The sequence below is a fragment of the Actinocorallia herbida genome (assembly GCF_003751225.1).
GTDB classification, from domain to species: Bacteria; Actinomycetota; Actinomycetes; order Streptosporangiales; family Streptosporangiaceae; genus Actinocorallia; species Actinocorallia herbida.
In genome coordinates this window covers 1000100-1012588 of record NZ_RJKE01000001.1, presented here as the reverse complement: position 1 = coordinate 1012588, position 12489 = coordinate 1000100, and the positions used below count along the sequence as shown (strand labels likewise).

At 72.1% G+C, this 12489-nt stretch carries 12 protein-coding genes; 5 read left to right on the top strand and 7 right to left on the bottom strand.

Annotated features, from left to right (window positions below):
* Positions 1 to 10: 10 nt before the first annotated feature.
* Genes EDD29_RS04910 through EDD29_RS04890 form a run of 5 tightly spaced genes read right to left on the bottom strand, consistent with a single transcriptional unit; the run spans position 11 to position 6685 of the window.
* Positions 11 to 871 (bottom strand): TIGR03619 family F420-dependent LLM class oxidoreductase, encoded by an 861-nt coding sequence (locus tag EDD29_RS04910; RefSeq protein WP_123662715.1) that lies wholly within the window; start codon positions 869 to 871, stop codon positions 11 to 13.
* A gap of 15 nt (positions 872 to 886) precedes the next feature.
* Positions 887 to 2485, bottom strand: coding sequence for a hydantoinase B/oxoprolinase family protein (locus EDD29_RS04905; RefSeq protein ID WP_123662713.1), 1599 nt, complete (start codon positions 2483 to 2485; stop codon positions 887 to 889).
* A complete protein-coding gene (locus EDD29_RS04900) occupies positions 2482 to 4560 on the bottom strand; it encodes a hydantoinase/oxoprolinase family protein (RefSeq protein WP_123662711.1) in 2079 nt (692 codons plus the stop codon). Before EDD29_RS04900 ends, EDD29_RS04905 begins: the two co-directional genes overlap by 4 nt.
* The gene (locus tag EDD29_RS04895; protein WP_123662709.1) at positions 4557 to 5567 is read right to left on the bottom strand and encodes an acyl-CoA dehydrogenase family protein; all 1011 of its coding nucleotides are present in this window, start codon (positions 5565 to 5567) and stop codon (positions 4557 to 4559) included. Before EDD29_RS04895 ends, EDD29_RS04900 begins: the two co-directional genes overlap by 4 nt.
* Positions 5564 to 6685 carry an acyl-CoA dehydrogenase family protein gene (locus EDD29_RS04890; protein ID WP_123662707.1) on the bottom strand — a complete coding sequence of 374 codons (1122 nt, stop codon included), beginning with the start codon at positions 6683 to 6685 and terminating at the stop codon, positions 5564 to 5566. Before EDD29_RS04890 ends, EDD29_RS04895 begins: the two co-directional genes overlap by 4 nt.
* Before the next feature lie 44 nt (positions 6686 to 6729).
* Here EDD29_RS04890 and EDD29_RS04885 point away from each other — a divergent pair, with 44 nt between their 5' ends.
* Positions 6730 to 7503, top strand: a complete 774-nt coding sequence (locus EDD29_RS04885) for an SDR family oxidoreductase (protein ID WP_123662705.1) — start codon at positions 6730 to 6732, stop codon at positions 7501 to 7503.
* A gap of 21 nt (positions 7504 to 7524) precedes the next feature.
* Here EDD29_RS04885 and EDD29_RS04880 read toward each other — a convergent pair whose 3' ends face one another.
* Complete coding sequence (locus tag EDD29_RS04880) at positions 7525 to 7941, bottom strand: CBS domain-containing protein (RefSeq protein WP_123670271.1); 417 nt, start codon at positions 7939 to 7941, stop codon at positions 7525 to 7527.
* 258 nt (positions 7942 to 8199) lie between these two features.
* On the opposite strand from EDD29_RS04880, the gene EDD29_RS04875 reads away from it, so the two are divergent.
* From EDD29_RS04875 to EDD29_RS04865, 3 genes are read left to right on the top strand one after another with little or no spacing between them, the layout of a single operon-like run.
* Positions 8200 to 8847, top strand: coding sequence for a hypothetical protein (locus EDD29_RS04875; RefSeq protein ID WP_123662703.1), 648 nt, complete (start codon positions 8200 to 8202; stop codon positions 8845 to 8847).
* 60 nt (positions 8848 to 8907) lie between these two features.
* Positions 8908 to 9675 carry a transposase family protein gene (locus EDD29_RS04870; protein ID WP_123662701.1) on the top strand — a complete coding sequence of 256 codons (768 nt, stop codon included), beginning with the start codon at positions 8908 to 8910 and terminating at the stop codon, positions 9673 to 9675.
* 46 nt (positions 9676 to 9721) lie between these two features.
* Positions 9722 to 9952: a hypothetical protein gene (locus EDD29_RS04865; RefSeq protein WP_123662699.1), complete on the top strand. Its 231-nt coding sequence runs from the start codon at positions 9722 to 9724 to the stop codon at positions 9950 to 9952.
* A 47-nt stretch (positions 9953 to 9999) separates the two neighbouring features.
* Here the strand turns inward: EDD29_RS04865 and EDD29_RS04860 are convergent, their stop codons facing one another.
* Positions 10000 to 11100, bottom strand: a complete 1101-nt coding sequence (locus EDD29_RS04860; RefSeq protein WP_123662696.1) for an alcohol dehydrogenase catalytic domain-containing protein — start codon at positions 11098 to 11100, stop codon at positions 10000 to 10002.
* 118 nt (positions 11101 to 11218) lie between these two features.
* On the opposite strand from EDD29_RS04860, the gene EDD29_RS04855 reads away from it, so the two are divergent.
* A complete protein-coding gene (locus tag EDD29_RS04855) occupies positions 11219 to 12457 on the top strand; it encodes an ABC transporter substrate-binding protein (protein WP_170201291.1) in 1239 nt (412 codons plus the stop codon).
* Positions 12458 to 12489: the final 32 nt, after the last annotated feature.

Genomic DNA, 12489 nt, shown 5'->3' with positions numbered 1-12489 from the left:
GGCGGGCGCATCAGGAGGCGGGCGAGAAGACGCCGTACGCCTCCGCGAAAGGCGCCAGGGAGGCTACCGCGTCCCGGGAGCGGGTCCAGGGCCGAACGATGAGGCGGTCGATGCCCAGGGACTCCCAGACGGGGATCTCGGCGGGGGCCTGGAGTTCGTAGGCGTGCACGGTGACCTCGAAGGGGGGCCGGTTCGTGCGGTCCACCTCGGCCTTCGCGCGCAAGTCGCGCAGGAGGGCCAGCCGGGGGGCGATGGCCTCGGGCGTCTGGGGCATGCTGATCCAGCCGTCGTTGCGGGCGGCGCGGCGGAGCGCCGCGTCGGACTCGCCGCCGACGGTCACGGGGATGACGGGCTGGACGGGCTTCGGTTCGAAGGCGACCTCGGCGCAGGTGAAGTGACGGCCCTCGTGCGCGACGACGGGCTCGGTCCACAGCCGCCGGGACAGGTCGAGCGCCTCGTCGAGGCGGGATCCCCGGGTGCGGAAGTCCACCCCCGCCGCATCCCATTCGCCCCGGTACCAACCACTTCCGACGCCCGCGATGGCCCGTCCGTCCGAAAGATGGTCGAGCGTCGCGAAGGCGCGCGCGCTGATGAACGGGTGCCTCAGCCCGTACAGGTAGACGGCGGTGCCGAGCCGCACATGACGGGTCACCGCCGCGAGGTGGGACAGGTAGCCGAGGGCGTCGAACAGCGGGGTGCGCGGGTTGATGCCGGGGTCGGAGGTGCCCGGATAGTTCGCGGTCGACAGGTCGGTGGTGAAGACCAGGTGCTCGGGGATCCACACGGAGTCGAAGCCGAGCCTGTCGGCCTCGATCGCGAGCGGCTTCCACAGCGCGGGGTGCACGAGGCCGAGGGGGATGCCGAATCTCATGGGTGCCGTCCGTCCTTACGAGTCGCGGGTGGTGCGTCCGTCGGCGAGGTCGCGGGCCCGGTCGGCCTCCGCGCGGCCGGGCGGGGGGCCGTACCCACCGCCGCCGGACGTCTCCAGGACGAAGGACTCCCCCGCCCGCAAAGGCTGCCGGGTCGCTTTGGTGTCCAGGGGCTCCCGCGTGCCGTCGGGCAGTTCCCGGAAGTAGCCTCCGGCCCGTCCGGGGAGCCCGCCTTCCGCTCCGGGAGGCGGCCGGTGCAGGCGGTCTCCGCGGGTGTCGACGCGGGCGTCCTCCAGAAGGCGGATCACCGTGCGGGTGCCGAGGCCGCCGCGCCGGGTGCCGTCGCCTCCCGAGTCCGGGATCAGCTCGACGGCTTCGATCCGCACCGGGAGCCTCGCCTCCACCGGCTCGGCCTGCGGGATGATGTTGCGGCCGCCGCCGAACAGCGCGCCGGTCGCGTCGGGGCCGTCGCGGTCCGCTCCCGCACCCATCCCACCGAGGTCGAACGACATGTGCAGCCACGGCCGGTCCACGCCGCTCATGCTGAACCCCTGGAGGATGCCCGAGGCGGCGACGCCGCGGCCAGGGAGCGCGCTGGTGAGCGCGGCGAAGATGGCCTCCTCCGCCGCCGCCACCGTGCCGAACCTTCCGCCGCCCGGATACGGCCGGGTGCAGTGCACGAGGCTGCCTTCGGGGAGCACGACGTCCAGCGGGGCGAAGCACCCCTCGTTGAGCGGCAGCGCAGGGTCGACGTAGCACCGGATCGCGTACATGACGCCGCCGAGCGTCTGGGAGAAACCCGAGTTCACCGGGAGCGGCACCTGGCCGTCGGTGCCGGTGAAGTCGAGCGTCGCGGCCCCGTCGGCGAGGGTGACGGCGACTCGGACGGTGAGCCCGTCGTCGAGGGTGTAGGCGCCGGTGTAGGTCCCGTCGGGGATGGCCCGCAGCGAGGCGCGCATCCGCAGCTCGGTGTCGGCGAGGTAGGCCGCGACGCCGTCGGCGAAGCGCTCGTCGATCAGCTCCGCCACCCGCCGGGCCGCCACGTTGGCGCCCGCGATGAGCGCGCGCAGGTCGCCGACGAGCTTGTCGGGGGTGCGGGAGTTGGCCGCGAGGATCGCCACGACGTCGTCGACGAGCCCTTCCGCGGTCGCGATCCGGACCGGGGGCAGCTGGACGCCCTCCAGGAAGACGTCGGTGGCGTCGGAGGCCATGCCGCCGGCGGACAGGCCCGACAGGTCGGCGACGTGGATAAGGGTCCCGGTGAAGTACGCGGCCTCGCCTTCGGCGAACACCGGCCGGAACACCAGCAGGTCGTTGGCGTGGATGCCGCCCTGGTAGACGTCGTTCATGAGGAACACGTCACCGGGCGTCATCTCCGCGGCGGGGAAGCGGCGCAGCAGGTAGGGCAGGGCGCTGCGCAGCGACGCGCACTGGATGATCGCGGTCGACGTCGAGTGCGCGATGAGCCTGCCGCGCACGTCGAGCACGGCGGCCGCGGCGTCGGCGCCCTCGACGATGAACGTCGAGTAGGCCGAGCGCACCACCACGATGCTGGCCTCCTCGGCCGCCGTGCACAGCGCGTTGCGCAGGATCTCGGCGGTCAGGTCGTCGTTCATCGGGCCTCACTCGGCTCGGCGGGGAGGCGCTCCAGCAGGGTGGCGCCCTCGGGGGTCGCGATGGCCCGCCAGCCGGGCGGGACGAGCACCGAGCACTGGGCGTCGGTGAGGATGCGCGGTCCCGGCAGCGGCTCGCCCGGCACGCAGGACGCCCTGGGATGCGCCGGGATGTCCTGCCGCACCCCGTCGAGGTGGACCGCGCGCGTGGTCTCGGCGGCGGGCACCGGCACGATCGGCGCGGGCGGAGGGTGCGGCGCCGCCACGGTGACGCGAACGCGCGCGGTGGTCAGCTCCGCCGGATCGCGCAGAGGGATGCCGTAGGACTCCTCGTACTTCTTGTAGAAGTCCTCGGTGACGTGCGCGATGAGCGCCGGGGTGAGCGGGCCGGGCGGAAGATCGACGGTGAAGGCATGCGCCTGCCCAATGAAGCGGACCCCTACCGACCGCGTGATCTCTCCGCCCACGAGCGCCGAGAGGTCGGCGCGTGCGGTGGTCTCCAGGGCGTCGAGGAGGGACGCGAGCTCACCGAGGGCGTCCGCGGTGAGCGAGGCGGCAGGGCGCAGGAAGGTGCGGGCGCGCTCCACGGAGAGGTCGGCGCGCAGCAGGCCCGCGGCCGAGCCGACGCCGGAGTTCGGCGGGACGAGCACCCGGGTGATGCCGAACCGCTCGGCGAGCCGGGCCGCGTGGGTGGGGGCGGCCCCGCCCAGGGCGACGAGGGCGTATCCGCGCGGGTCGATGCCGCGCCGTACGGTGACGACGTGGACCGCCGTCCCCATCTGCGCGTTGGCGATGTCGTGGACGGCGGCCGCCGCGGTCGCCGTGTCGACCCCCAGCGGGTCGGCCACCTTGCGCATCGCCTCTTCGGCGCGTTCTCTCGACAGCGGGAACGCGAACTCGTCCGGGGACAGGTAGCCGAGGATGAGGTTGGCGTCGGTGACGGTCGGCTCCACGCCGCCGCGGCCGTAGCAGGCCGGGCCGGGATCGGCGCCCGCCGACCGCGGGCCGACCCTCAGCGTCCCGCCGGAGACCGACGCGATCGAGCCGCCTCCGGCGCCGACCTCGGCGAGGTCGATCGCGGGGATCTTGATGGGCACGCCGGAGCCGGGCCTGCGCCCGCCGAAGCTGCCCTTGCCGCCGACCTGGAACTCGTGCGTGATGCCGGGGCGGCCGCCGCGCACCAGCCCGGCCTTGGCGGTGGTGCCGCCCATGTCGAAGGAGATGAGGTCGGCAAGGCCGCGCGCCGCGCCCGCGTCGGCCGCGGCGATGACGCCCGCCGCGGGGCCCGACTCGATCGTGTGGACGGCCCGGGCGGCGGCCAGCTCGACGGGCAGGACCCCGCCCGCCGACTCCATCACCTGGACCGGCGCGGTGATCCCGAGGTCGCGCAACCGTCCGGTGAGCCGCCGCAGGTAGGAGTCCATGACGGGCCCGACATAGGCCGACATGAGCGTGGTGGTGGCCCGTTCGTACTCGCCCATCTCGGGCCACACGTCGCTGGACAGGACCACGGGCAGGTCGCCGAGGCGGGCGCGGAGGATCTCCGCGAGGCGGCGTTCGTGGGCGGGCTCGGCGTAGGAGTGCAGGAGGCACACCGCGACGGCGGCGACTCCCAGGGCCGCGATCTCCTCGGCGACCCGGGCCGCGCCCTCCTCGTCCAGGGGGGCCGCCTCGCACCCGTCCGCGCCGATCCGGCCGGCCACCGCGAAGGTGTGCGTGAGCGGCACGGGCGGCTCGGGCTGGGCGAAGCCGAGGTCGAAGCGCTCCTCCTCGACGCGGGCCTGGCGGCCGAGCGCGAGCATCGCCCGGAAGCCTTCGGTCGTCACGAACGCGACGGGCACGCCGCGCCGCTCCAGGATGACGTTCGTGGCGAGCGTCGTCGCATGGACGAACCTGGACACTTCCCCCGGAGCGACGTCTGCGAGGGCGAGCACTTCGCTTACACCGCGCAGCAGGCCATCGCCCGGGTCGTCGGGCGTGGTCAGCGTCTTGACGACGTGGACGCGCCCGTCGGCCCCGGCCAGCACCACGTCGGTGAAGGTGCCGCCGACGTCGGTGGCGACGGTGACGCCGGTCACCGGGCGGCCAGGAGCGCCGCGCGCATCCGGGCCCGGTGGAATCCGGGGTCGCCCCAGGCCGGGACGAGCGCCCAGACCCGCGACAGCCACAGGTGCAGGTCGAGTTCGTCGGTGTAGCCGATCGCGCCGTGCACCTGGAGCGCGACCCGGGCCGCGCGGTGCGCCGCCTCGGCGACCGCGACCTTGGCCGCCGACACGTCGCGAGCGATGTCCGGGCTGTACCCATGGGGCCCGGTTCCCGGCCGCTGGGAGGACCCGGCTTCGCCGGGGCTGCCGGGTACCGGGCCGGGGTGCGCGAGGGAGTACGCGGCGCGGTGCACCAGCGGTTCGGCGAAGCGCAGGCCCACCGCGACGTCGGCGAGCAGGTGCTTGACCGCCTGGAAGGAGCCGATGGCCTTGCCGAACTGCCTGCGCTGCGCGGCGTAGGCGACGGCGGCGTCCAGGAGGTGGTCGCCGAGGCCGAGGAGCTGGGCGGAGACCGCGACCGACGCGTGGTCGGCGGCGGTGCCGCCCGGGGCGGTCTCGCCCGCGACGGTGAACAGCCGCCGCGTCCCGTCGGCGGAGTCCAGCGCGACGGGCGAGGCGGTGGCCTCCTCCGGCAGCAGGAGCAGGTCGGCCACGTCGGCGTCGAGCAGGTAGGGGTTCTCCGCGCAGCGCACGGACACCGCGGCCTCGCCCGCCGCGATCCGTTCGAGCCACGGCGAGCCCTTCGGCAGCAGCAGCGGCGCGGCGACCGCGGTCTCGACGAGGGGGCCGGGGACGCAGGCGCGGCCGACCTCGACCCAGGCGAGCACGGTGTCGAGGGGGGTGAGGCCGAGGCCGCCCTGGTCCTCGGGCACGGTCGCGCCGAGCAGGCCCAGCCCGGCGAGCGCGGCCCAGGCGTCGCCGCGCCGGACCGCCGGATCGGTGCGCGCGGCGCGCACCAGCGCGGGCGGGCAGGACTTGGCGAGGGTCTCGGCGACCGTCGCGGCCAGCATCCGCTGGTCCTCGGTGAAGGCGAATCTCATCGGGGCAGCCCCAGGACTCGTTCGGCGATGATGTTGCGCTGGATCTCGTTCGTCCCGGCGTAGATCGGGCCGGCGAGGGCGAACAGGAACCCGTCCATCCAGCGGTCGGCGAGGGCGGCGGCGGGGCCGCGCAGGGCCAGGGCGAGTTCGTGCAGTTTCAGGTCGAGTTCGGACCAGAAGGTCTTCATCAGGGACGAGGCGGGCCCGAGTTCGATGCCCTCTTCCAGGCGCGCCACCGCGGCCCAGGTGTACAGGCGGTAGGCGTCGGCGTCGGACCAGGCGCCGACCGCGGCGTCCTGGAGGGTCCGGTCGCCCGACTCCGCGGCGAGGGCGAGCAGCCTGTCCGCGACGGCCATGAACCGTCCCGGGCTGCGCAAGGTGAGACCGCGTTCGGACGACGTGGTGGCCATCGCGACCGACCACCCCTTGCCGACGCCGCCGAGCACCTGTGACGCGGGCACGTACACGTCGTCGAAGAAGATCTCCGCGAAGCCGGTCTCCCCGTCGAGCTGGGCGATCGGCCGGACGGTGATGCCCGGGGCGTCGAGGGGGAAGAGGTAGTAGGTGAGGCCATGGTGGCGTTCGGAGGCGGGGTCGGAGCGGAACAGGCCGAAGCCCCAGTCGGCGAACACCGCGCGGGAGCTCCAGGTCTTCTGGCCGCTCAGCCGCCAGCCGTCGCCGTCCGGGGTGGCGGTGGCGCGCAGGGACGCGAGGTCGCTGCCGGACTCCGGCTCGGACCAGGCCTGGGCCCAGACCTCCTCGGCCGTCGCCATCTTCGGGAGGAACCGGGCCTTCTGCTCGGGCGTGCCCCAGTGCAGGACGGTCGGCGCGAGCAGGAAGATCCCGTTCTGGCTGACCCGGCCGGGGGCGCCGGAGGCCCAGTACTCCTCTTCGCAGATGAGCCATTCGACGAGTCCGGCCCCGCGCCCGCCGTACTCGGCGGGCCAGGTCGGGACGCTGAGGCGGGCCGCGGCGAGCGAGCGCTCCCACTCCCGGTGCCTCGCGAACCCCTCTGCGGTGTCCATCGACGGGAGGGGCTCGGCCGGCACGTTGGCCGCGAGCCACTCCCTGACCTCGGCGCGGAGCGCCTCCTGGGCGGGCGTGAAGGTGAGATCCACGTCCGCACGGTACCAAACAAGCAATCGCTTGGTACAGTGCGCGCATGGTGCTCGAAGGCAAGATCGCGGTCATCACCGGCGCGGGACCGGGGCTCGGCAGGACCCTCGCGCGGCTCATGGCCGACGAGGGCGCGAAGGTCGCCGTCGCCGCCAGGACCCCCGCGACGCTCGAGGCGATCGCCGCCGAGACCGGCGCCCTCGCCGTGCCCACCGACGTGACCGACCCCGAAGCCGTCCAGGCGCTCGCGGCGACGGTGCACGAGCGGTTCGGCCGGATCGACGTGCTGGTCAACGCGGCCTTTCCGGGCACGTACCGCAAGAACGTCCTCGACATGGACGCGGCATATCTCAGCAAGTGGCGCGAAGTCGTGGACATCGCCGCGTACGGGACGCTCCTGGCGTGCCGTTACCTCGCGCCGTACATGGTCGCGCAAGGCTCCGGGTCGATCGTGAACATCACCTCGATGTCCAGCCGATCCGGATACGCCGGACGCAGCGACTACGCGGCCGGGAAGGCGGCCGTCCACCTGCTCTCGCACTGTCTCGCCGACGAACTGGGCCCGCACGGCGTCCGCGTCAACTGCGTCGCCCCCGGCTGGATCGCCAGCGCCGTCCTCGACGACTGGATGGCCGCCCGCGCCGCCGCCGAAGGCACCACCTTCGAGGAGATCCACGCCCGTGACACCGCCGCCATGGCACTGCGCCGCATCGCCACCGAAGAGGACATCGCCCGAGCCGTCCTCCACTTCGCCTCCGACGCCTCCGCCACCACCACCGGCGCGGTCCTCGACGTCAACGGCGGCCAGCACTTCGCCTGAACCGGCCGCCGTCGGGCGCGGTCAGGCCCTGCCCATGTAGATCTTGTGGCAGAACTCCGCGAGTTGGGTGTCGGGCAGGTGCTCGGCGAGGTCGGCCTCGCTGATCATGCCGACGATCGAGTCGTCGTCGATCACGGGCAGCCTGCGGATCCGGTGCTTCTCCATGATCCCCAGCGCCTCCGCGACGGTCGCGCTCGGCGGGCACGAGTACAGCCCGCCCGCGAGATCGGCCGCCGTGACCTTGGCCGGGTCATGCCCTTCGGCGACGCACTTCAGCACGATGTCCCGGTCCGTCAGGATCCCCTCGTACCGCCCGGACGGCCCGACGATCGGCAGCGCCCCCACGCCCTCCTCGCGCATGAGCTGCGCCGCCCGGTCCAGCGTCTCGTGCCCCTCGATGGTCCGCGCCCCAGGACTCATCAGATCGCGAGCATTCATCTCGTTCCCCATGACTTCCCCCCAGAAGCCGACGATTCACTCCGTCCACCAACCGCCCTACCCGACCGGCCCCCCACTACCCCCATCCCACCCCCCGAAACCGGGAGATCCCCCACCCCACCCAGCCAAAATCAATTTTCACCTCCTTATTAATAAACCCGGACAATCCATTTCCGAAAAGCTTGATTTGGCGCACGAATTCCGTCACCCGTCACTACAGTCCCACCCATGCCTGTTTCCTCAGCGCATGAGGCACGGATGCTTCTCGTCAAAGAGAACCCGGACCTCGTGACCCATTTCTGCGCCCAACTGGGCGTGAAGATCCCCGACGGGTGCGCGATCTCGCTCGGCTCGGAGGACGCCAACGACCTCCGGCCCGTGGAGCTCACCCGGGACCGCACCTTCGTCTTCACCCGCCCCGACGGCAAGGTGAAGTTCGCCGTCTGCCTGGAGGTCCAGCTCCGCAAGGACGGCTCCCGCGAGTGGGCGTGGCCGCTCTACCACGCGCGGCTGCGGCATGACCTGCGCTGCCCGGTCGCCTTCATCGTCATCACCCCCGACCCGGCGGTCGCGAACTGGTGCGCGGCGGGCTTCGACCTCGGCCGCCCCGGCCTGGTCTTCCGCCCCCTCACCTGCGGCCCGTCCGGAACAGAATCGATTTCCACCATGGAGGCGGCGAAAGAGAACATTTCCCTCGCCGCACTCACCGCCATGGACCATGGCGACGACCCCGCCAACCGTCCCCTCCTCCGCAACCTCTGCACCGCCATCGATTCCTTGCCCGACCGCGAAAAGGCAGCCCGGTACTACAGCCTCGTCGCGGGTTCACTGAGCCTTTTTCATCCTGGGTGCGGGTGGGCTGATCACAGCATGGCCGCGGGTTCCCGGAACGGCCTCAAACGATAAGAAGCCCCTGGTAGATGGGTTGATCACCACAACCAACACCCGTCTCGACCAGGAGCTTCGGTGCTGTTCTATCGTGCTGCCGTCGATTTGTCGCGTTCAACGCTGAACTACGTCGCGGGGCTGATCCGTCGGCATCGCAGGGCGATCGGTTCGGCCTGGCGGCTGCTGAATCCAGGCCGGCAGGCGCTGCTGGTGCTGGTCCACCTGCGCAAGGGAGAAACGTTCGCGCAGTTGGGGGCTGGTTTCGAGGTGTCGATCTCGACGGCTTGGCGGTATGTCGAGGAGGTCGTCGCGCTGCTGTCGTCCCGGTCGCCGAAGCTGACACAGGTGCTGCGCCGGGCCGTGCGGGACGGGCTGCACCTGCTGGTCATGGACGGGACACTCATCCGCACCGACCGCGTCGCCGCAGACCGCCCGTACTACTCGGCCAAGCACCGCCACCACGGCGTGAACATCCAGGTCATCGCAGGCCCTGACGGGGAGATCCTGTGGACCTCGGGCGCGCTGCCCGGCCGGACGCACGACCTGACGGCCGCACGGATCTGGGGCATCCTGCGCGAGCTCCACAAGACCGGAATCACTGTCCTTGCCGACAAGGGCTACCAGGGCGCCGAGACCCGCGTGGTGATCACGCCCTACAAGGGCCGCGGCAAACCCGCCTCCCAGAAGCAGGCCAACCGCTCCCACGCCCGCCTGCGCGCACCCGGCGAACGGGCGAACGCCCAGCTCAAGTCATGGAAACTACTCCACCGACTCCGGTGCAGCCCCTCCAAAGCCGGCCACCTCGTCAAAGCCATCGCCGTCCTCGCCAACCGCGAAGCACGATGAAAAAGGCTCACTCACCGATTCCGGTCGCACTTACCTGGAGAGCCTCATGCAGTACGAGCCCTTCAGCTACAGCAGCCCCTGGACCGACTCCCTCCGCGCGGAGGGAGCCGCCCAGGCGGCCGCCGAGGCCGTCATCAAGGTCCTCCGAGCGCGCGACATCCTGGTCACGCAGCCCGCGCGAGAGCGCATTCTCGCCTGCGAAGACGGCGACCAGCTCGACCGGTGGCTGGAACGGGCCGCCAACGCCACCCATGTCGACGAGCTCTTCGCCGACTGACGGGCGGGGAGCCCCGGGGGCGGCGTCCGCGCCACCCCCGGAGGCGGTCAGAAGGTGATGATGGAGCGGGCCACCTGGCCGGTGCGGACCCGGGTGATGGCGTCGTTGACGGCGTCGAGGGAGACGCGTTCGGTGGCCAGGGAGTCGAGGTTGAGGCGGCCCTGGCGGTAGAGGTCGACGAGGAGGGGGAGGTCGCGCGCGGGGTTGGCGTCGCCGCCCTGGGTGCCCATGAGGCGGCGGGAGGAGAAGAGCGCGGAGGTGGGGATGTCGAGGGTCGGGGCCGAGGGGCTGCCGACCATGACCGTGGTGCCGCCGGGCTGGGTGGCGGCGAACGCCGCGGTGAGGGCCGCGGGGTTGCCGGTGACGTCGAACGCGTAGTCGACGCCGCCCCGGACGATCTCGCCGACCTGCTTGGGCAGGTCCTCCGACAGCAGCGTGTGGGTGGCGCCGAACTCCTTGGCCAGCTCGAGCTTGCCGGGCAGCACGTCGGCCGCGATGACGGTCGTCGCGCCCGCGAGCACCGCGCCCTGGATGACGTTGAGGCCGACCCCGCCCGCGCCCACGACCAGCACCGACGCGCCGGGCTCGACCTTCGCGGTGTTGAGCACCGCGCCGACCCCGGTGACGACGCCGCAGGCGGTCAGCGACAGCAGGTCGAGCGGCACGTCCTTGGCGACCCGGACGCACATCGGCTCGGCGACCACCGCGTACTCGGCGAACGAGCCGATGCCGATGTAGGGGGCCACGGCCTCGCCGTCGAGGGACAGCCGGGTGGAGCCGTCGGGCATCATGCCCATGATCGCGGCCATCCGGGACCTGCCCGAGCACAGGTGGACCCGGCCGCGGGTGCAGTTGCGGCACCGTCCGCACGGCCCGTTCATCGCCACGATGACGTGGTCGCCCTCCTTCACCCCGGTCACGCCGGGTCCCACGGCGGCGACGACGCCCGCGCTCTCATGCCCGGGGATGACGGGGAGCTTCCTGACGACGGGGCTCTTGCCGTCCAAGGTCTTCAGGTCGGAGCCGCAGATGCCGGAGGCGGCGATCTTCACCAGGACCTCGCCGGCCCTCGGCTCCTGCACGTCCACCGAAAGGATCTCCAGGGGGGCGCCGAACTCGCGGAGCACGGCGGCACGCATTGTCGTCATACCGAGCACCGTAACACCAAGCACTTGCTTGGTACGAGACCGGCGTCGTACCCTCCGGATCAAGCGAGCGCTAGGTCAGTTAGCGCGAACTCCGCACGGGAGTCCACCCCATATGCGCATGAAAACTCGGGCCGCGGTCGCCGCGGCCATCACCGCGACCCTCCTCACCGGCTGTACGACGACGGAGAACACCGGCTCCGGCGACGGAGCCGCGGGCGTCACCGACACCACCATCAAGATCGGCGGCATCCTGGCCAAGACCAGCGCCACCGGATACTCCACCGGCGCCGCCGAGATCGGCGCCAAGGCCCGGTTCGACCGGGCCAACGAAGAAGGCGGTGTGAACGGGCGCAAGATCGAGTTCGTCGGGGCAGAAGACGACGGGATGGACCCGGCCAAGGGCGCCACCGCGGCGCAGAAGCTCGTCCAGAAGGACGAGGTGTTCGCGGTCGTCCCGGTCAGCTCGCCGTCGTTCGGCGGCGGCGGCTTCCTGGAGCAGCAGGGCGTGCCGTGGTTCGGCTGGGCGACGGGTCCGCAGTGGTGCGGTCTCAAGTCGGCGTTCGGCTACAACGGCTGCCTCGCGCCCTCCCCCGGCTCCTCCACCCAGACCTGGTGGGGCTCGCAGGTGGCCGCCGAACTCGGCGGCGCCGACGGCAAGACCGCCTGGATCCAGGGCACCGACTCCACCGCCTCCAAGACGGGCGTCGGCAACATCGGCCTGTCGTTCACCGCGGCCGGATTCGGGATCGCCGGCACGTCGGCGGCCATCCCCGCGACCGCGCCGCCGCAGGACTGGCTGCCCTACGTCAACAAGATCATGGACGCCGAGGGCGGCCCGCCCGACGTGGTCGTGTCGATCATGGCCGGCGCCAAGCTCAACGCGGGGCTGTTCGGCGCGCTGCGCAAGGCCGGATACAAGGGCGCGATCAGTGACGCGACGAGCTACGACCCCGTCGTGCTCAAGGACCCCGCGCTCAAGGCGGGCCTGAACGGCGTCCTGTCCTCGCCGCAGTTCGAGCCGTTCGAGTCGGATCTGCCCGAGGTCGTCAAGATGAAGGCGGACATCACCAAGGCGTCCGGCGGCGGCGCCGTCGAGTTCACCCAGCACATGGCCGTGGGCTACTGGGCCGCCGACGTGTTCCTCGCCATCGCCGCCAAGGCGGGCAAGGACCTGACGCGTGAGTCGTTCCTCGCCGCGGCGGATGCCTTCACCTACGAGAACCCCGGTTTCGGGCGGATCGAGTACCCCAAGGACAAGAAGGAGCCCAATGGCTGCGGCGCGCTCGTCCGGCTGAACGGGGACTCCTTCGAGGTGGCGCAGCACCTCAAGTGCACCGCCAACACCCCGCTGAAGTAGTGCCTCCGGCGCCGTCCCGCCACGGCGGGGCG

What these genes read in the sequence shown, in the direction of transcription:
- EDD29_RS04910 (WP_123662715.1), bottom strand. Translation starts at nt 871, where the DNA reads ATGAGATTCGGCATCCCCCTCGGCCTCGTGCACCCCGCGCTGTGGAAG.
- EDD29_RS04905 (WP_123662713.1), bottom strand. Translation starts at nt 2,485, where the DNA reads ATGAACGACGACCTGACCGCCGAGATCCTGCGCAACGCGCTGTGCACG.
- EDD29_RS04895 (WP_123662709.1), bottom strand. Translation starts at nt 5,567, where the DNA reads ATGAGATTCGCCTTCACCGAGGACCAGCGGATGCTGGCCGCGACGGTC.
- EDD29_RS04885 (WP_123662705.1), top strand. Translation starts at nt 6,730, where the DNA reads ATGGTGCTCGAAGGCAAGATCGCGGTCATCACCGGCGCGGGACCGGGG.
- EDD29_RS04880 (WP_123670271.1), bottom strand. Translation starts at nt 7,941, where the DNA reads ATGAATGCTCGCGATCTGATGAGTCCTGGGGCGCGGACCATCGAGGGG.
- EDD29_RS04875 (WP_123662703.1), top strand. Translation starts at nt 8,200, where the DNA reads ATGCTTCTCGTCAAAGAGAACCCGGACCTCGTGACCCATTTCTGCGCC.
- EDD29_RS04865 (WP_123662699.1), top strand. Translation starts at nt 9,722, where the DNA reads ATGCAGTACGAGCCCTTCAGCTACAGCAGCCCCTGGACCGACTCCCTC.
- EDD29_RS04860 (WP_123662696.1), bottom strand. Translation starts at nt 11,100, where the DNA reads ATGACGACAATGCGTGCCGCCGTGCTCCGCGAGTTCGGCGCCCCCCTG.
- EDD29_RS04855 (WP_170201291.1), top strand. Translation starts at nt 11,219, where the DNA reads ATGAAAACTCGGGCCGCGGTCGCCGCGGCCATCACCGCGACCCTCCTC.